The organism is Comamonas sp. MYb396 (assembly GCF_037479555.1).
Classification (GTDB): Bacteria; Pseudomonadota; Gammaproteobacteria; order Burkholderiales; family Burkholderiaceae_C; genus Comamonas.
In genome coordinates, this window is sequence record NZ_JBBGYU010000004.1 from 387,156 (window position 1) to 404,390 (window position 17,235).

Annotated in this window: 21 protein-coding genes; 18 read left to right on the forward strand and 3 right to left on the reverse strand. The window is 58.3% G+C overall.

The window, feature by feature from the left end; translation table 11 throughout:
* Window position 1 precedes the first annotated feature (1 nt).
* From WH265_RS12095 to WH265_RS12180, 18 genes are all read left to right on the forward strand, one after another.
* Window positions 2–538 (forward strand): lysozyme, encoded by a 537-nt coding sequence (locus WH265_RS12095; protein ID WP_339558429.1) that lies wholly within the window; start codon window positions 2–4, stop codon window positions 536–538.
* Window positions 535–1,104, forward strand: coding sequence for a hypothetical protein (locus WH265_RS12100; protein ID WP_339558430.1), 570 nt, complete (start codon window positions 535–537; stop codon window positions 1,102–1,104). Before WH265_RS12095 ends, WH265_RS12100 begins: the two co-directional genes overlap by 4 nt.
* 11 nt (window positions 1,105–1,115) lie before the next feature.
* A complete protein-coding gene (locus WH265_RS12105) occupies window positions 1,116–2,141 on the forward strand; it encodes a hypothetical protein (protein WP_339558431.1) in 1,026 nt (341 codons plus the stop codon).
* Between the two features lie 8 nt (window positions 2,142–2,149).
* On the forward strand, window positions 2,150–2,353 hold the full coding sequence (locus WH265_RS12110) for a hypothetical protein (protein WP_339558432.1): 204 nt from the start codon (window positions 2,150–2,152) through the stop codon (window positions 2,351–2,353).
* Between the two features lie 80 nt (window positions 2,354–2,433).
* On the forward strand, window positions 2,434–3,549 hold the full coding sequence (locus tag WH265_RS12115) for a N4-gp56 family major capsid protein (protein WP_339558433.1): 1,116 nt from the start codon (window positions 2,434–2,436) through the stop codon (window positions 3,547–3,549).
* Window positions 3,550–3,584: 35 nt separating this feature from the next.
* Window positions 3,585–4,040, forward strand: a complete 456-nt coding sequence (locus WH265_RS12120) for a hypothetical protein (RefSeq protein ID WP_339558434.1) — start codon at window positions 3,585–3,587, stop codon at window positions 4,038–4,040.
* Between the two features lie 76 nt (window positions 4,041–4,116).
* Window positions 4,117–4,476, forward strand: coding sequence for a hypothetical protein (locus WH265_RS12125; RefSeq protein ID WP_339558435.1), 360 nt, complete (start codon window positions 4,117–4,119; stop codon window positions 4,474–4,476).
* A gap of 9 nt (window positions 4,477–4,485) precedes the next feature.
* Window positions 4,486–5,106 carry a hypothetical protein gene (locus tag WH265_RS12130; RefSeq protein WP_339558436.1) on the forward strand — a complete coding sequence of 207 codons (621 nt, stop codon included), beginning with the start codon at window positions 4,486–4,488 and terminating at the stop codon, window positions 5,104–5,106.
* On the forward strand, window positions 5,097–5,723 hold the full coding sequence (locus WH265_RS12135) for a phage adaptor protein (RefSeq protein ID WP_339558437.1): 627 nt from the start codon (window positions 5,097–5,099) through the stop codon (window positions 5,721–5,723). Before WH265_RS12130 ends, WH265_RS12135 begins: the two co-directional genes overlap by 10 nt.
* Before the next feature lie 74 nt (window positions 5,724–5,797).
* Window positions 5,798–6,214 carry a phage tail fiber protein gene (locus tag WH265_RS12140; protein WP_445228520.1) on the forward strand — a complete coding sequence of 139 codons (417 nt, stop codon included), beginning with the start codon at window positions 5,798–5,800 and terminating at the stop codon, window positions 6,212–6,214.
* A gap of 16 nt (window positions 6,215–6,230) precedes the next feature.
* A complete protein-coding gene (locus WH265_RS12145; protein WP_339558438.1) occupies window positions 6,231–6,989 on the forward strand; it encodes a hypothetical protein in 759 nt (252 codons plus the stop codon).
* A gap of 4 nt (window positions 6,990–6,993) precedes the next feature.
* On the forward strand, window positions 6,994–7,278 hold the full coding sequence (locus WH265_RS12150; RefSeq protein WP_339558439.1) for a phage fiber-tail adaptor protein: 285 nt from the start codon (window positions 6,994–6,996) through the stop codon (window positions 7,276–7,278).
* A 3-nt stretch (window positions 7,279–7,281) separates the two neighbouring features.
* Window positions 7,282–8,949 carry a tail fiber domain-containing protein gene (locus tag WH265_RS12155; RefSeq protein WP_339558440.1) on the forward strand — a complete coding sequence of 556 codons (1,668 nt, stop codon included), beginning with the start codon at window positions 7,282–7,284 and terminating at the stop codon, window positions 8,947–8,949.
* 29 nt (window positions 8,950–8,978) lie between these two features.
* Window positions 8,979–9,536, forward strand: a complete 558-nt coding sequence (locus WH265_RS12160; RefSeq protein WP_339558441.1) for a hypothetical protein — start codon at window positions 8,979–8,981, stop codon at window positions 9,534–9,536.
* A 24-nt stretch (window positions 9,537–9,560) separates the two neighbouring features.
* Window positions 9,561–9,944: a hypothetical protein gene (locus WH265_RS12165; RefSeq protein WP_339558442.1), complete on the forward strand. Its 384-nt coding sequence runs from the start codon at window positions 9,561–9,563 to the stop codon at window positions 9,942–9,944.
* Window positions 9,945–10,005: 61 nt separating this feature from the next.
* Window positions 10,006–12,582, forward strand: coding sequence for a hypothetical protein (locus WH265_RS12170; protein WP_339558443.1), 2,577 nt, complete (start codon window positions 10,006–10,008; stop codon window positions 12,580–12,582).
* Window positions 12,579–14,474 (forward strand): phage tail tip fiber protein, encoded by a 1,896-nt coding sequence (locus WH265_RS12175; RefSeq protein WP_339558444.1) that lies wholly within the window; start codon window positions 12,579–12,581, stop codon window positions 14,472–14,474. Before WH265_RS12170 ends, WH265_RS12175 begins: the two co-directional genes overlap by 4 nt.
* Window positions 14,471–14,869 carry a tail fiber assembly protein gene (locus WH265_RS12180; protein WP_339558445.1) on the forward strand — a complete coding sequence of 133 codons (399 nt, stop codon included), beginning with the start codon at window positions 14,471–14,473 and terminating at the stop codon, window positions 14,867–14,869. The genes WH265_RS12175 and WH265_RS12180 overlap by 4 nt, the downstream gene beginning before the upstream one ends.
* 155 nt (window positions 14,870–15,024) lie before the next feature.
* Here the strand turns inward: WH265_RS12180 and WH265_RS12185 are convergent, their stop codons facing one another.
* The 3 genes from WH265_RS12185 to WH265_RS12195 are packed head-to-tail and all read right to left on the reverse strand — an operon-like array spanning window position 15,025 to window position 16,939.
* Entirely contained in the window at window positions 15,025–15,660 is a 636-nt protein-coding gene (locus WH265_RS12185) for a hypothetical protein (protein WP_339558446.1), read from the reverse strand.
* Window positions 15,661–15,671: 11 nt separating this feature from the next.
* Window positions 15,672–16,013, reverse strand: coding sequence for an STAS-like domain-containing protein (locus WH265_RS12190; protein WP_339558447.1), 342 nt, complete (start codon window positions 16,011–16,013; stop codon window positions 15,672–15,674).
* Window positions 16,010–16,939, reverse strand: coding sequence for an ATP-binding protein (locus WH265_RS12195; protein ID WP_339558448.1), 930 nt, complete (start codon window positions 16,937–16,939; stop codon window positions 16,010–16,012). The genes WH265_RS12190 and WH265_RS12195 overlap by 4 nt, the downstream gene beginning before the upstream one ends.
* Window positions 16,940–17,235: the final 296 nt, after the last annotated feature.

The following is a 17,235-nucleotide window of genomic DNA, read 5'->3' on the forward strand; positions in this document are numbered from 1 at the left end:
AATGCCAAAGGCACCAAGCATCCCCGCATCGGTAGCGCGCAAAGGGGTGATCCCTGCTGCACTGCTGGCTGCGCTGACAAGCCCGCTGGCCTACAACACGTTGGAGCGCTGGGAGGGGAACATCCTGCGGGTGTATGCCGACAGCCTGGCCCGGGGCCTGCCCACCTTCTGCGCCGGCCGCACGGACTGGCAGGCCACGGTGGGCGACAAGCTCACCGATGACCAATGCCGGGAGGTGAACAAGACCACCCTGCTGGAGTATGGGTTTGCCGTGCTGGGCTGTGCCAACTGGGACTACCTGACGGCCAAGCGCCTTATTGGCCTGACGATGTTCGCCATCAACGTCGGCAAGACAGCCGCGTGCGGCTCCCAGGCCGTGCAGAGCATCAACGCCGGGCGGGTAGAGCAGGGCTGCAACCTGATCGCCCGCACGCCCTCTGGCGCGCCCAACTGGTCGACCGCTGACGGCAAGTTTGTGCAGGGCCTGCAGAACCGCCGCCAGGCTGAGCGCGCACTGTGCCTGGAGGCTGAATCTTGATCGGCGGCCTGTACACCCACCTCATCGCTGCCGGCGTGGCCTTAGCAATTGGCGCGACCGGTGCCGCCTATGTGCAGGCCAATCGCTACGAGCTGCAGATTGCCCAGCTGAAGCTGGATGCGTCTGGCCAGGATCTGCAGGAGGCCCGGAAGGTGCTGGGCGACATGGCCGGTTTTCAGAAAGGTTTTACTGATGCTCTCTCCAACTTCCAAGCGGGCAACAGCGCCAATGCGAAAGCGCAGCAAGAGCTGGGCACTCTCATTCTTGACGTGCGCGGCACTGCTGCAGGGCTGCGGGGCGACTTTGCCAAGCTCCCCCAGCGCATCACTGACGCTGCCCGACCCGCCCTCGCAGAGTACGCCACAACCTGCACAGCCGTATTCGAAGCAATGGCAGCTGCAGGTGGAAGACTGGCAGAAGGTGGTGCAGGAATCGCGCGCCAAGCTGAAGGGCACGCTGCTGATGCGCGACTGATGCAGGAGGCCTGGCCTCGTACCAAGCCTGCCATTGTCGTGACACCGTCCGCGACTGAAAGACTGAGCAACGCGGCAATCGCAAACCAATAGGAGCGCACATCATGACCACCGAAGATCGCAACCGTCTGCTTTCCGCCGAAGAGCTGGCAGCCATGGATGACAACGACTACGACGCCGACGCGGACAACGCCGCTGCGCTGGCGGCCCTGGGCCAGGGTCCGTTGGACGGCGACGACAAAGACGACGACGATAACGACAACGACGACGATCAGAACGACGATGACAAGGCTGGCAAGGGCAAGCCTGATGACGGCGACGACGCTGACAAGGGTGGCAAGCCTGATGGCGGCAAGCAGCCCGAAGCTGACAAGAAGCCCGAAGGTGGCGAGCCCGAGAAAAAGCCTGAACCTACCGACAAGCCCGACGAAGATGCTGGTGCAGCTGGCAAGGATGCGGCGACGCCAGCGACGAAAGCCAAGGGCGGCTACTCGGTCACAGTCCCGGATGACCTGGACACGCAGCTGGCCGACAATCGCAAGGCCATGCACGCCCTGCGCCGCAGCCTCAACGATGGCGACATCGATGCCGATGAGTACGAGGCGAAGCTCGATGAGCTGGAAGACAAGCGCGACAGCCTGCGCGACCTGAAGAACCGCGCGAGCATCGCCGAAGAGATGCGCCAACAGTCCCAAGCCGATGCTTGGCTGGACGCCATCAACACCTTTGTCGCCGATGCCGCCAAGTCTCCCGAGCTGGGCATCATCGACTACACCAAGGACACGGCTAAGCAGGCGGAATTCGACACGTTCCTGCGTGCCATCGCGGCCCAGCCAGGCAACGAAAACCGCGCCTCGCGCTGGCTGCTGGAAGAAGCGCACAAGCGCATGGTGGTGCTGCACAGCATTCCGACCACGGCGGCGAAGCCCGGCGCAGCCAACCGCAAACCCGACACCTCCAAGGTGGTGAACACCCTGGCCGATGTGCCAGGCGGTGCAGGTGATGCAGATCCGATCAGCAATGAGTTTGCCGAATTGGACAAGCTGGAAGGCCTGGAATATGAGCGCGCGCTGTCGGACTTGAAGACCCGTTCACCCGAGAAGCACGCGCGTTACCTGCGCTCGGCCTGAAGGGTGCAATGACTTCGGCTGACAAGACCCCCCAAACCCGGCGCATCTCCATGGAGCTGCGCACGGGTGACGTGCTGACCATCGGCGGCGTGCGCATCGAGCTGGAATACAAGAAGGGCAAGACCGCCCGTATGGCCATCTCGGCGGACTCTGACACCGTCATCAAAAAGAACACAGCAGCTGCAAGGCCCGTGCCAAGCCTGCCATCGTAGCTTCTGTCAGGCCCCGCACCATGGGGCTGATGAATTTCAAACCGGGGCGCTGGAGTGCTCGCAACCACTAGGAGCAATCCATGGGTAAAACCATTGTGGGCGTGAACAGCCCCCGTGCCGTCAAGCGCTTTTCCGGCGAGTTGACCCTCGAAGCTTCGCAGGCTTCCTACTTCGGCAAGAAGTTTTCTGCCGTGGGCCAAGGTGCCCGCGTGCCTATCCAGGTGCTGACCGATCTCGAATCGGAACAGGGCGACCTGATCACCTATGACCTGCTGGCCGAACTGCGCATGGCGCCGGTCGAAGGCGATGACACGCTGGAAGGCAAGGAAGAGGCGCAGCGCTTCTACACCGACCAGCTGTACATCGACCAGGCGCGCGGCGGTGTGAACACCGGCGGCCGCATGACCCGCAAGCGCACGCTGCACAACCTGCGTGAGCGCGCCAAGACCCAGCAAGCCAGCTGGTGGGGCCGTTTCCACGATGAGCTGAACTTCACCTACCTGTCTGGCTCGCGTGGCGTGAATGAAAACTTCCTGCTGCCGCTGGGCTACCAGGGCCGGGCCGGCAACCCTCTGACTGCACCCTCGGTGTACGCGCACTTGTTCGGCGGCGATGCTACGGCCGTGGCCAACATCGACGCTACCGACAAGATGAGCCTGAAGGTGATCGGTGCTGCCAAGACGCGCGCTGATGTGCAAGGCGGTGGTGCTACCAACGTGCCCGTAATGCAGCCTTGCATGGTGGACGGCGAAGAAGTCTATGTCATGGTGATGCACACCTGGCAGGAAGACGACCTGCGCAACAACTCCGCCACCGGCGAATGGATGGACCTGCAAAAGGCCGCCGCTGGTGCGCTGGGCTCCAAGTCGCCCCTGTTCAAGCAGGCGCTGGGCATGCACCGCAACGTGATCCTGCACAGCCACCGCAACGTGATCCGTCACAACAACCACGGCGCTGGCGGCAACGTCGAAACCGCGCGCGCACTGTTCATGGGTGCGCAGGCTGGTGTGATCGCGTTCGGCTCGCCTGGCACTGGCATGCGCTACGGCTGGCACGAAGAAACCGCCGACCGTGGTAACCAGGTGATCATCACCACCTCGTCCATCTTCGGGGTGAAGAAGTCCACCTTCGACTGGGACGGCACTGCGCACGACCAGGGTCTGTTCGCTGTGGACACTGCGGCTGCCCGCCGCTAATCCGGCCACCCCCTCAACCAAGCAAGGAGAAAGAAATGCCTGCTTTCAAGCAACTGAGCGCGGTGGCCGCCGGTCACCAGAACCCTATCACCCCTGGCGGTCCAGAGCTGGTGCGCTCCCAGTTCGGCCAGCCTATCGCGGTGGCAGACCATGCAGTAGGCGTCATCGGCCAGATTGGCACGCTGCCCGCCGGCACGCTGCCAGTCACGCTCTACGTGCGCGCCCCTGCCGCTCTGGGTGCTGGCTTCAAGGCCTCTGTGGGCCTGGCCAATGCCGATGGTTCCGACTTCAGCGCTGATGCTGCTGACGGCGGCGCAGCCTGGATCGTGGACAACGACACCGGTGTGGCCGGTGGCTATGTGCAGTTGGTGCCGGCCGCCTTTGGCAAGGTCACCCCCAGCCAAGTGGATCGCAAGATCCTTCTGAAGATCACCGGCGCTGGCACTGCCGATGGCATTTTCGGCATCGACCTGGTGTACGCCAACGCCTGATGTGCGCGGCCCTGTGGGCCTTCCTACCCCGGCAGCTTGACACCTGCCGGGGCTTTTTGAACCGCTGGAGAAGAATATGAAACTGCTTACAACGCTGCCCGCGCGCAAGGATGGCACCCTGAATGTGGTGCTGAATGACGGATCTGCCTACAAGTTCACGGGCGAGCCCCTGGCTTGCGAGGTGGAGGACGAAGGCCATGTGGACGAGCTGAAGGTGCTGGGCTTTATGGACGAAGAGGAATTCGACATCGAGCAGAAGTTCCAGAAGCAGCGTGCAGAGCGTCAAGCACGTCTGTCCGCCCGTACCGGCAAGGCAGCAGCCAGCGCACCCGCTGACTCTGGCGACGGCGAAGACGATGACTTCACCACCGGCACCGGCTTGCCTCAAGAAGAGCAGTCCAAGCCATCGGGCCGCGTGCGCCGCGCACCCAAGTAAGGGGCAGTCATGGCGTCATGGGATAACTGGTTGCCTGAGCTGCAGCTGGTGGCACCAGCTGCGCCAGTGCCGCTGATCTACCAGTGCATCAACCGGGCTGCGCGCTCCTTCCTGCGCCAGACCCGCGCCTGGCAAGAGTGGCTTGAGCCCGTCGATGTGACGGGCGAGGCCTTCAAGGAATACACCTTCGATTTGCCCCAGGGCTCGGAACTGCTGCGCATCGAGCGCGCCACCGGCGACGGTCGCCCCATCACTGTGGCCAATGGACGGGATCTGCCGTCCGATCCCTGGCGCCACGCCCAGCGCGGCTGCGCCTACCTGGTGTCGACCGACCTCCGGAACTTCACGGTGGGTGCATCCGGCGTCTCCAGCCCTGTGCAGGCCTATGTGTCCCTTGTTCCCACAACGCGGGCCACCTCGGTGCCCGATACCGTGGGCACGCTGTACCACGAAGCGATTCGGGACGGGGCCAAGGCTGAGCTGCTGAACACCCCCGGCACCACCTATTACCTGCCCGACCAGGCCGCCGTCGCCGTAGCGCTGTTCCAGCGTGCGGTTGAGCAGGGCTCCACCGATGTGTGGCGCTCGAGCACTGGCCGGGTGTCACGCGGGAGAACGCGATGGCTTTGACCGTTGCCCAATTGATCAGCGATGTAGCACGCGAGGTCCAGGACGAAACGCATCTGCGCTGGACCCGTCCGGAGCTGCTGGACTACTTCAACGCCGCGCAGCGCACCTTCGCCGAGCAGCGGCCCGACCAGTTGGTGCAGGAGCTGGATCTTTCCATTTCGGGATGGCGGCACGAACTGGCGCCGAACGTCCACACCCTGATGGACATAACCAACAACGGCAACACGGCCCGCAAGCGGATCACCAAAACCGATTTGTGGGTGCTGGACGCTACGGTGCCGGGCTGGCGTGCGCAGGCCCCGCAGCGTGAAGTCCTGCACTTCATGCACGACATCCGTAGCCCGCGCGAAGTGCTGTTCTACCCGCCTGCCGTTGCTGGGACCGTTGTTCGCTCTGTCGTGCAGCTGGCTATCGCGGACCTTGCTGACGAGAGCGAAGCGCCCTCGATCCCGGAGCGCTGGATGGACGCGCTGCGCCACTTCGTGCTGTTCCGCGCCTGGAGCAAGGATGCCGAATACGGCGGCAACAAGGAACTGGCGGCCAGCCACCTCATGCTGTTCAACCAGATCCTGGGCGTGCAGAGCAAGGCTGCAAACGAAATGGCCCCGGCCATGTAGCGTGCCAAGCCTGACACGCTGGACGCATCACTGTAATTGGGGCGCTGGAGTGCTCGAAAACCTAAAGGACTGTCATGTCTGGATTTTCGACCTCCATGGCGAACGCGATTATCAATGCCACGCTGCGCGGCCAGGCCTTCCCTGCGATCCGCACGCCGTACTACGCCTTGTTCACTGCTGACCCCACGGACGCCTTTACCGCTGGCACGGAGGTGGCCGCAGCCTGGTATCAGCGAGTGCCCACCGGCGCATTCGCGGCACCTGGCAATGGCGCCTCTTACAACGCCACGCGTGCCGAGTTCCCGCCCGTGACTGGTGCGCCTGTCACCGTGACCCACATCGGCATTGTTGAAGGCGACTCGGCCGGCGATGCTACGGCAACGCTCATGTACTCCGAGCCGCTGGCAGCGCAGCGCATTTTGCAAATCAATGATGTGTTCGTGGTGGACAGCCAGGCCCTGACAGGTGACTTTGTCCTGCAGCTGCTCTAACGGCGAGGAGTAGGGCGTGAACCGAGGGCTCATCAACGGCGTAATGATCAACGGGCGCAAGGCCGACCCGGTGGTGCGCGTGCGCGTTGACGCCCGGGGTGTTGCCCGGATCCGTACTACCGACCGGGTGCTTGCATATTGCAAGCTCACGGCCCAGGCGAAGGCGGCTGTAGTCGGCAATCTGGGCAGGGTTGAAGGGCATTTGGCGGTCGCCGCCCAAGCGCGAGCTGTTGTCGACGGGGTTATTGGCCGGGTGGATGTTCGGTCGTTGATCGCGGCGACTGGTCGTGTGGTGATTGAGGTAACGCTTCCAGCGGTGCGTGGACGTGCCAAGGTGGTGGCCAAGGCCAAGAGCACCATCAAGGCGCATGTGCTTGCCCGCAGTGCTGTTCAAGCCCAGGGCATTGCCAAGTTCACGCCTGTCACTCGCCGCGTAATCCGCGGCCCTGTGAAAAGCAAAGGTGAAGTTCGGGCCCGAGCCGATGGGACTGTCTATGTGCGCCGATGGCTTCGCTCACCGGTGCAAGGTAGGGCACAAGCCTTCGTTGTCAGCGCCAACCGCATCGAGGCCCGCTTGCACGCTCTGGTGCAGGCCAGGGCGAAAGGTGTCCCCACGGCTCGCGTGCTGCGCAGGGCGCTGGTGCACAGCCAGGGCATTGCCCACATCGACATCAACCCCGAGATCCACAAGCGTCTGCCATTCGATGAGCCGGCGCCGGACTCCCGCGTTTTCATCGTGCAAGCCAGCCAGCTTGTTTTCTATGTGACGGAGTAACAGCATGACCATTTTAGGAACCGTCACCCAACAGCCGGCGGACGTTCAGGACTACGACATTGAATTCGGCGAGTGGTTTCCACCAGGCGACGAGATTGTGGACTGCGCGATCAGCGTCAAGCCAGCGATGCCCATGCCACCCAGCTATGCGATCCAGGGCCAGCGGGTAAAGGTGTGGATCTACGAGGGCGGGACTACTGGCGTCAAGTACCAGGTCAGCATCTGCCCGTCTACCAATGACGGGCGCAAGAAGGAGGTTGAGCTCTTCGTCCGGATCAAGGAGCTCTAAGACATGCCACAGCTATATCTCAACAATTTTCAGACGGTCTTCATTGCGGCCGTCAAGGCTGCACCAGCTTCTTCAGCGCCGGCAACCGAGCTGGACTATGGTGTGCTGCGTGTGTCGGATGGCGCTGCAGGCCAGCTTGTCTCGCCGGCAGCCGGTGACTGGTACGTGCTCACGGCGTACAAACGCGAGGGATCGCTTGAATCCAACATCGAGGTGATGCGCGTCACTCTGGTGGACAACTCAGTGGTGGGCGAATGTCGCCTCACCGTCTTGCGCGGTCAAGATGGCACCATGCGACAGGCCTACCTGCCTGGCGACATGATCGAAATGCGGGTAACAGCTGGCGGCATGCGGGAGTTTGTACAGAATGCCGACCCTCGATTGACGAACTCACGGCCACCTACCGGCGCCGCTGGTGGGGTGCTTTCAGGCAACTACCCCAACCCAGGCTTTGCTCAGGCAATGGCCACAGCTGCAGACCTGACAGGGAAAGTCGACAAGGTGGCGGGCAAAGGGCTATCCGCTAACGATTTTGCCAACGCGGATGTGGCGAAACTGGCCGGGATCGCCGAGCAGGCCACCAAGAATGCAGCTGATTCACAGTTGCGCGATCGCAGCACGCATACAGGCGTCCAGGCAATCTCCACGATCACCGGCTTGCAGACTGCGCTTGACACCAAGGTTGACAAGGTCGCGGGCAAGGGTCTGAGCACCAACGACTATTCCGCAGCCGAGGTCGCAAAGCTTGCGGCCATTGCCGAGCAGGCCACCAAGAACGCGACAGACGCGCAGCTCAGGGACCGCAGTACCCATACCGGCACGCAGCCAATGTCGTCGGTTGCCGATCTGCAGACGGCTCTCGATGCAAAGATCGATAAGACTACGGGCAAGGATCTGAGCACCGAAGACTACACAACAGCAGAGAAGGCCAAGCTAGCGGCCGTGGCAGCAGGTGCTACCGCCAATGCCAGCGATGCCGCACTGCGCAGCCGCGCCACGCATACGGGTGTGCAGGACATCGCTACTGTGTCTGGGCTGCAGGCCGCGCTCGATGCAAAGATGACGGCGACGGGCGGAGCCTTGGGCGGCCAATTGATTGGCCAGAAGCGCAGCTTGATCATGTCTGGAGCTGCTGCAGACGGCGGTGATGGCAATGGCAGCATTGTGGTGCGCTCTACGGCGACCGGAGGCGATGGAAACCTGGCGGGCATGACTTTCTGGCACGACTCCTATGCAATCCGCATGGGGGTGCGCGGCGATGGCTACTTTGGCCTCGGAAGTTACTCGCGTGCTGCCTGGTCCTGGTATTCAGACTCTTCCGGAAATATGGTCGCTGCCGGCAACGTGCAGGCTTACTCCGACCCGGAACTTAAAGACAACGTGGTGCCCATTGCCAACGCTCTGGACTTGATTTCAAAACTCGATGGCGTGCGCTTCGTCTGGAACCACAAGACCCACCTGATCGGCAAGCCCGGCAAAGCTGATATTGGCGTGCTGGCGGACCAGGTGGAGGCCGTGATGCCCGAGGCCGTTGGCCGCTCAATTCCCGATGAGGACAACGGAGGCCATCAATGGCGAACGGTTGACTATACGAAATTGGTGCCAGTCCTGATCCAAGCCGTTAAAGAGTTGAGTAATGAATTGGATATTTTGAAAGCGAGGGTGGGCTAATGGTTATGCCGTCCTCTGGACCCATTTCAATGGCCCAAGCACATGCTGAGTTTGGACTAGGCTACAACCTTAATGCGTATTACGGCTGCGACTCAGGCGTGCCTACATCTGGCGCTATCTCTCTTGCTAATCTCTACGGAAAACAGAAGCGGGTCGCGTATCCGGCGTATCGTCTAGCTTTCCAAAGTGGCGGCGACTTCTCCATAAGAATTGCAGAGATTGAATTGCGAGAAGTACCCGGGGGTGCAAGTTTGATTTCTTCAACTTGGAGCGCCCAGGCCGGATACATTGGCGCCATAGGTGGCGATTCATACGATTCAATCGATAGAAATGTGAGCACATTTATCGCGCTTGATGCTCGAACAGCCGTGCAAAAAGCAGGATGGTTTGGGCTTGCCACCAATACGCCAAAAGTAGTGCGGCAGGTAGCAATACAGCCGCCAACCAGTTACCGGAATGAGGTTACGGGGTTCACGCTGTATGGCGCATCCTCTCAATACAACGCGCAAAACAGCATCGGCCTGACGCTGCTTAAAATAGTAACCGGCATCCCTCAGGTTCAAGGTTGGATAGTCATCGATGTGTAGTTGAGATTTATTAGTGAGAAATATATGACACCCGAAGAATTGAAGCCATATAAGCCAGCCATAAATCCTGGGGCAGCGCGAATTCGTGTGCGCACAGCCATGCTGGACAACACCTATGGCAAAGACCCGTCCATCCTCTGGCAGCGGGAAGAACAGATCATGGGCGATGACGGGGTGTACCGTTACGTGCCCATGCCCCCGATCTATACGGCGGTGACCCCTGAAATGCTTGCATCGAGCATTGACCTCATTGACCTGGATACCGGTGAGCCACTAGGCCAGCAGCTGCCCTCAGTGATCTTAGTTGCAGGGCTGGGATCCTTGTTCATAAAAGAGGACTTCGAGCAGTCCAGGCCAGTGCTTGAGCCGTCTGCAGATCGGCCCGCCGCTGCACCTGAAGAGCAATAGGTTTTGGGGGAAGACTTCGCAGGCTGCATGCGAGGCGTGCCAAGCCTGCGAGCATGGGCGCATGACGACATACAAGCTGTCCGCCTTTGCTGGGGAAGCGCCCAGCGTCTCCGACCGAGCCCTGGGCGCAAACTACGCCCGGGCTAATTTCAACCTGTTCTTGCCGAGCAATGAGTTTCGGCCGCTGCGCACGGACCGCCGGCATTCTGCCTGTGTGCAGGGTGCGTTGAGCTTGCACCGCTTCCACCGCAACTCCAGCGGTGAAGTCATCCAGGACCCGAATGCGGCTATTCGCTCCTACGCTCAGGAGCTGTCATTCGTCAAAGGGCAGATCAATGACGAGGCCACAGAGCGCACCTACCAGACGACGAACGATGGCAGCGCCCGGCCGCGCGCCATAGACACGCGCGGGAATGACCGGCTGCTCGGGGTGGTCCGCCCAGTCAAGCCGGTGATCGCCGCGCAGGTGGTGGACGAGTTCACGCCCGAGGAGGCGGACAACTGGATGTACGGCGATTTCGCGGATGCCATTCGCGCCGACATCCTGGCCACCGTGATCCAGCACGAAGGTAACGCGCTGAAGGTGCGCTGGGGAGATGATGGCAAATCCTATGCGGGTGTCAGTCAAAACTATGACCTGACGCTACCAGCTGGCATTCCCGGTAGCAATCCATCAATGCTCTATGCCGTGGTCACGGCTGATCGGGCCAGCAAAACAGGCATGAACACCACAAAGCTGGGCGCCCTGAGCCATGCGGGCGGCTGGGCCATCCCGGTGTCGGCTGCGCCCTATGCCTACCCGTTCCGCTGGGAGGAGCTTGAGCAGGCCCTGGTGCTGCACCAGTTCCCAGATACCTCTGGGGATCGCTCCGGTGAGGCCGTTTTCACGGCGGCACAGGCCGGCAAGCTGGTCGATGCGATCAAGGGATTTGTGGCGCCCAAGGCATCGGCGACCAAGCTGCGGGATGAGCTGGACTCGCTGGTGAAGGAGTTTGCCGCGCTGGCTTTGACGAAGTCCTGGGATGTACCAGCGTCGGCCCCAGTCCGGCCCACTACACCGACCGAGCCCCAGTGGATCAGCTCCGGCGGTGATTCCGATCTATCCAGGGAGAACCCCGTATGGATCGAGTACCGCGCAGCCATGGACCGCTACAACGAAGCGCTGCAGGAATATGTGAATGCCGACAGCAATGCGAAATCTCAAGCCGACAGTCTCAACGCGCGCATGGTCGAGATCCAGCAGAAGGCAGCCACCATCGTGGCCAGCATTGGCACGCAGCTGGGCAACCAGTTCACCGACTTGATCGATGGCACTGAGGTGGTGGGCGACCTGCTCACCGGCCAGGGTGGCGTCTCCGGCATCGTGGGCGATGGCCTAGTGGAGAGGGTGGTGGATTCGCGGTTCTACGTGGTGGCTTTCGTGACCGACTGGGGCGAGGAGTCGGAGCCGTCACCGATCACCGACATGGTGGAGGTTGACGCGAACGACACTGTGACCATCACCCGTCCGGGTGCCATGACGGGCGAGGCCTTGGCGGCGCGCAATGTGAAGCTGTGGCGCATCTACCGCAGCAACACTTCGACCACTGCTGCGGCCTGGCAACTGGTCGCAGAGCTGGATGTGGGTGTGGGCCAGTTCCTGGATGACAAGGCCAGCGAGGAGCTGGACAGCTTGCAGCCGCAGTTCACCTGGACGGCGCCGCCTTACCGCATGGATGCGCAGTACGAGAGCGAGAACAAGCCCACATCTGGCGTGAACCCGTTCCTGCGCGGCCTGGTCGGTATGCCCAACGGCATCATGGCCGGGTTCATCGACAACACGGTGGCATTCTGCGAGCCCTACGTGCCCTATGCCTGGCCCGTGGACTACCAGATCACCACAGAATACCCGGTGGTGGGCTTTGGCGTCTTCGACCAAACCTTGTTTGTGGGCACCACCGGCAACCCCTACCTGATCACCGGCGCACACTCGGCCAGCATGACGGCCATCAAGCTGGACAGCAATCAGTCCTGCAGCGCGCGCCGGTCCATCGTCGGGGTGCAGGGCGGCGTGCTCTATGCCTCGCCGGACGGCCTGTGCCTGGCCGGCCAGGGCGGGGTGGAGGTTGTGACGCGGACCCTCATCAACCGCGACGAGTGGCAGGCACTGCAGCCCGCCAGCATGTTCGCGGTGGAGCACGAAGGGGTTTACTACCTGTTCTACAGGGGCAGCGGCGGGGGCTGCCTGGCCTTTAGCCTGAAGGACGGCTGGAAGCTGGGCCATGTGGATCTGTCTGGCACTGCGGCATGGGTCGACAAGTTCAATGACCTGATGTACGTAGCCAGCGGCACCGATCTGATTGAGTGCTACACGGGCACGGCCCAGCGCTTGGGCCGCTGGAAGACGGGCGTAGCCACTCAGGGTGCGCAATCCATTCTGGCCTGGGCCAAGGTCTACGGCGATCAGACGCCCGCCAACCCTATCACCGTGAGGCTTTGGGGGGATGGGGAGCTGCGGCACACGGCCACCTTCACCAATCTGCAGCCGCAGCGCCTGCCGCCAGGCCGCTGGCTGGAGCACCAGGTAGAGGTCGAGGGCGCGTCCCGCGCAACGACGGTAGTGCTTTGCTCAACCAGCGATGAATTGAAGGCCATATGAACAACCGCGTGAAACGAGATACTGGGCCCGCCAAGCTGCCGGCGCTGCCACGGCTGAGCCTGGCCGACAAAGGCCTTAGCAACTGGGTAAGCGCCGTGACCGAGCACCTGCAGGTGCGTAGCGGTGAGCGCGGCAACGAGATGGAGCGCGCTGTGACCCTGCGCGAGCTGAAGGAATTCACAGGCTCGGAAGCCATCACCATCCTCAAGGAAGAGAAGGTGGCCGGGCCCGGCGAGGCGGTGATAGACCTGGGCGGCGGCCTATCGGCCAAGGTGGCGATTGAGCGCTTTGCTCAGTCCATCATCGACTCCAAGCTGTTCAAGAGCCTAATGAAAACTCTGGATGACCCGACGCGCTTCGACCACCTGGCCGAGGAGATGCTGGAAGTGCTCCTGCGCAATATCGCCGATGAAGCGGCCAAGCGCGGTGCGGCCATCCAGGAGGTGGAAACCATCGTGCAGAACAACCAGCGCAGTCTGGCCATGTTTGTGCGCGAGACGACGGCCAGCTTGGGCCAGGCTGCTGCCGGCGTGCGCCAGATGCAGGCGGCCTGGTCGGACGGCCAGCGCGCTGTGGCAACCAACATCTTTCAGCTGCAGGCCTCCCTGGGCAACTACTACCAGGACGGAAGCCCGGGCCGTGCCAGCCTGGAGCAGGAGATGACGGTCATTGCCGATTACACGGAAGGTCTGCGGGCGCAGTACACGCTGAAGGTGCAGGCGGGCGGTGCTCTGGCGGGCTATGGCATAGCGGCCGAGGAGGTCAACGGCAAGGCCTCCAGCGCATTCATCATCATGGCGGACAAGTTCGCCGTCGTCTCCCCCAGCTATAGCGCCGGTCAAATGACGACGCCCCGGCCGCAAGATGTGGTTTTTGGTGTGGATGCGGATGGGATCTACCTGCAGAACAATGTCTACCTGAAGGGCAATCTGCGGGTGGATGGCACCGGACGCAAGCTCAGCGACGGCATGCGCGGCTCGGTGATGCTGTCGGCCAGCGGCTCCAGCTGGAGCGATGCCACCGCGCGGCACGCGGTGTGGACCAGCCTGGGCAACTCCGGCAGCGCGCCGAACAGCAACCACCTGGTGATTGGCGATGCTGTGACCATCACCAATGGCGGGAGCTTCACCCAAACCCGGCACTGGATGGGCTCATCGTGGACCATCCCTGCAGCTGTGTACAACGGCGATTTGCTAGTGGACGGCACTGTGGCCGCGCGCAAGGTCAATACCAACGGCCTCACAGTTCGGGACGCCAACGGCAACGTCATTTTGGATGCCAATGGCTTGGATGCGACCTGGATCCGCAATCTCAAATCGACGCAGGTAAGCGGCCTGGGGCCTCTGGCCACTGCCCCCGGCGCCATCATTGGCAACACGGTGAAGCTGCCCGATGGCACCACCATGAATACGTGGGATTTTGTAAATCGGCTCAATAAGATGGGCTCCGGGAACATCGCAAACTTCATGGATGTGGCAGCCATCACGCGAGCCTATATCGGGTCAGCGGCCATTGGCACTTTGGAGATCGGCGGCAATGCGGTCACGGTTCCGACAGCGGCGATGGTGCGCGGGCCAATTGCTGGAGTGGGGTGGGGAAGTTGGCGGGATGTCCTATCTATGGCCATCAATCTCGATCTGGCCGGTGTTGTGACGATCCTGGTGACCGGCTATGTCTCCTACGGTTCAGGGTGGCGCACTGCAGGCACGCGCCTCTGGGTGGACGGTGTGCTGATGTCAGAACATGCCATTGACCTAGCCTATACAACGGTCTGCCACGGCTATTCCGCCCCTATGGGCCCTGGCCTGCATACCGTCACCCTGCAGTTCTCCGGTGAAACGGGCTGCAGCGTTGGCAGCCTCAGTGGATTCATGACAGGAGCCAAACGATGAAGTCCTATTATGTGGTCGACGACGAGGGCTATATGGTGGCTTCTGGCCATTACAACCATGACGCCGAGCTGAAGTTTTACCGGGCGCGGCATGGGGCATGCCTTCGGCTGGGGCTGCCCCGGAACTTCGTGCCGGCTGATGCACCCTCGATGTCGCATCGATGGCACGTTGACCGGTGTTGCTGGGATGGCCCAGCTATTGACATTGCAGCCGAGTGGGAAAAGGTGCGCTACCAGCGGGACAAGCTGTTGACAGCGTGCGATTGGCGGATCTTGCCGGATGCTCCGATTTCTCTGGAGGAGCGCCAGGTCTGGCTGTGGTATCGCGCATCGTTGCGCGATATCACCGAGCAGCTGGATCCTTTAGCAATAATCTGGCCTGAATCGCCTACATAGGATAAGGTTGCAATTTTTGACGTATAGCGGATTTTAGCGCAAATGCGCAGATCTATAGAGGTTCAGTGAAGAAGTTGACTATGTAGTAGGCGAAGTAAACATAAACCGCTCAAAGGCGGCGTAAATTGGCTGCTACTCGCAAAGACATGATAGATTTATCGTCTAGTTACTAATTTACCTTGTTTTTTTGCAGAGCGAATGACTGTCTGATTTGCGGTAAATAGAGTTATGTCATCAATGCAAGCAAAGTCTGAATCATCTGTAATTATCTGTGTGATATTATTTAAATGCATAACTTTCAGGTTAAAGAAGTCATAACCATCTACTTTACATATATCAAACTCTCTAACAAGAGATTGCGATTTTTCCAAATCGATATTTGCTGATAATAATTCAGACGTGGATGTGACATATTCACAGGCTAACTTAATTTCAGTGTGAACTTTGCAACGTTCGATAGGGTAGTTATTTCTAAAGGTTTTAATTTTAATTTTTTGGTCTTCAGATTTGTTGCTGTTGAATATTTTCAATTCAGAATATTCAATCAAATGGACCAATTCGCTAATGCAAAGCCCAGTGTGAAATAACTTGCAATCCTTGCCAATGGCCAAATCAGTATAATTTGGATAGTCATTTACTTGATACTGCAATGGATTAAATGCAAGATGGCTTGCTTTGGAATACCCCATCCAAAATAATACATTCGTATCTACAAAAAATCTGTCGCTAGGCTTCGGTGTGTCGCTATTTATGTCTACAACACTAGCCTTTATGGATTTATGAATAGGCATATGCGATTAATTTATTCTTGATCTTTTAATATCTCATCAATTGCGGCTTGAATATTGGAATTGGTTTTAAAACTTTGAGAGTTTTCTATAACCTTCGCGACGAGCATATTTCCATATTCAGTCAAATTATTGAATTTTATCAATCTGTCTAAATAATCTTTTGGGTATGCTGCGTAAAGTCTTCCAATTGAGTTGTTGAAAAAAGGGGAGGCAAAAATATTTACCCCCGCAAAATTGAGTTCTATTACTTCATTTTTGCTGAGCAAAACATTTAGCAGGTTGAACAATTGGAAGCCGGAAGTTGCTGAAATGCAACGTGCTCCAATAGTTTCGGTAATTAATATTTTTGTCATGAAGGTGTATCGTTTTCAGATTTGAATCGATAGTAACGTCCGTCACACATCATTTTCAACTGAACGCATGTGCCTGGGAAGAAGCTTGCACACTCATCATAGTGTAGGCCTTTGTCGTCAGCTTTGACGTAACCTGCACCGCTCCGAAGTTCGAGTGCACCTTTGTTTATATACACGAATTCGCGCAATAAGTCAAGCCCCAACCCTCTCGGCACGGATCGATCAGTTGAGTTCCCTGGTTTAAAGGCCCATTGTAGACAATTGGAGTCATTCAATTGTGTATACCTGTCGTCTGCAGTGGAGAAATGCCTTCTCACCTTATCTGGAATGCCAACGCCAAAATCCACCACTGATAAAATCACTTCATTTTTCTTCATGTAATGTTGGCCGCAGGAGAATACACCAACTTGAGAATTGGAATGTTCAAAAGAATTTGTGAATATCTCCCATATGGTGCCGGCTATTTTAGATTTTAATTCTTCACTGAAATTGATCCAATTTTTATTTAAAAATTCATCGAACAAATGATTAAATATTGCGTCAGCATTGTAGGCTCTTGGTATATCTTCTCTAAACGGAATATGGTGCTTAGTTATCCGTGAACTACTTCTCTTGAAAAAATGTGAAAATCCATTTTGATTAAACTCGTTTTGAAGTTTACTGTTCAAACTTTTCCAATCTATTATCACCGGTCTCCCTCTACTTTCTAGATCTCTAATTATTCCAGCTAGCACGGAAATGGCGGTCGGACCAAGAGCTTCGCAGTTAGCAAAATCGATTTTCCTAAGTAATGAAGGAGATTCCAATTGTTTTTTTAGTATGAGAAGTTTTTCAATGTCGTCTAACCCCTCATTTAATGTTGGTAAATAGCATGAGACAAGTGCTGCAATAGGTGTACGTGAATGACTGGGTAAATCAATTGGCATGTGATTTTAGTAATTAACGGTAAGGTATATATTTATATTTAAATGAGGTAATTGTAAGTTTATTTCAGTATGTGCATGATGAGATTATTATATTTCGCATTAGAGATATAAATTAATTCAAAAGATTTAGTTTTTCAATAGTTATTGAATGGATCAATAGTTGGATCTCCATCATATCAGATGAAATCTTACAAAAACTTACATCTGATGATCTCCTTCGCATTTGAAAAATTGTGACTGACAGTGCGCCTTGTGGTTTGACTTCGCAAACTATTGCGCAGAACGGGTATTTTGGA

Excerpts from the sequence above, each read along its gene's own strand:
- WH265_RS12095 (WP_339558429.1), top strand. The coding sequence starts at position 2 with ATGCCAAAGGCACCAAGCATCCCCGCATCGGTAGCGCGCAAAGGGGTG.
- WH265_RS12105 (WP_339558431.1), top strand. The coding sequence starts at position 1,116 with ATGACCACCGAAGATCGCAACCGTCTGCTTTCCGCCGAAGAGCTGGCA.
- WH265_RS12110 (WP_339558432.1), top strand. The coding sequence starts at position 2,150 with ATGACTTCGGCTGACAAGACCCCCCAAACCCGGCGCATCTCCATGGAG.
- WH265_RS12115 (WP_339558433.1), top strand. The coding sequence starts at position 2,434 with ATGGGTAAAACCATTGTGGGCGTGAACAGCCCCCGTGCCGTCAAGCGC.
- WH265_RS12120 (WP_339558434.1), top strand. The coding sequence starts at position 3,585 with ATGCCTGCTTTCAAGCAACTGAGCGCGGTGGCCGCCGGTCACCAGAAC.
- WH265_RS12125 (WP_339558435.1), top strand. The coding sequence starts at position 4,117 with ATGAAACTGCTTACAACGCTGCCCGCGCGCAAGGATGGCACCCTGAAT.
- WH265_RS12130 (WP_339558436.1), top strand. The coding sequence starts at position 4,486 with ATGGCGTCATGGGATAACTGGTTGCCTGAGCTGCAGCTGGTGGCACCA.
- WH265_RS12135 (WP_339558437.1), top strand. The coding sequence starts at position 5,097 with ATGGCTTTGACCGTTGCCCAATTGATCAGCGATGTAGCACGCGAGGTC.
- WH265_RS12140 (WP_445228520.1), top strand. The coding sequence starts at position 5,798 with ATGTCTGGATTTTCGACCTCCATGGCGAACGCGATTATCAATGCCACG.
- WH265_RS12150 (WP_339558439.1), top strand. The coding sequence starts at position 6,994 with ATGACCATTTTAGGAACCGTCACCCAACAGCCGGCGGACGTTCAGGAC.
- WH265_RS12155 (WP_339558440.1), top strand. The coding sequence starts at position 7,282 with ATGCCACAGCTATATCTCAACAATTTTCAGACGGTCTTCATTGCGGCC.
- WH265_RS12160 (WP_339558441.1), top strand. The coding sequence starts at position 8,979 with ATGGCCCAAGCACATGCTGAGTTTGGACTAGGCTACAACCTTAATGCG.
- WH265_RS12165 (WP_339558442.1), top strand. The coding sequence starts at position 9,561 with ATGACACCCGAAGAATTGAAGCCATATAAGCCAGCCATAAATCCTGGG.
- WH265_RS12170 (WP_339558443.1), top strand. The coding sequence starts at position 10,006 with ATGACGACATACAAGCTGTCCGCCTTTGCTGGGGAAGCGCCCAGCGTC.
- WH265_RS12175 (WP_339558444.1), top strand. The coding sequence starts at position 12,579 with ATGAACAACCGCGTGAAACGAGATACTGGGCCCGCCAAGCTGCCGGCG.
- WH265_RS12180 (WP_339558445.1), top strand. The coding sequence starts at position 14,471 with ATGAAGTCCTATTATGTGGTCGACGACGAGGGCTATATGGTGGCTTCT.
- WH265_RS12185 (WP_339558446.1), bottom strand. The coding sequence starts at position 15,660 with ATGCCTATTCATAAATCCATAAAGGCTAGTGTTGTAGACATAAATAGC.
- WH265_RS12190 (WP_339558447.1), bottom strand. The coding sequence starts at position 16,013 with ATGACAAAAATATTAATTACCGAAACTATTGGAGCACGTTGCATTTCA.
- WH265_RS12195 (WP_339558448.1), bottom strand. The coding sequence starts at position 16,939 with ATGCCAATTGATTTACCCAGTCATTCACGTACACCTATTGCAGCACTT.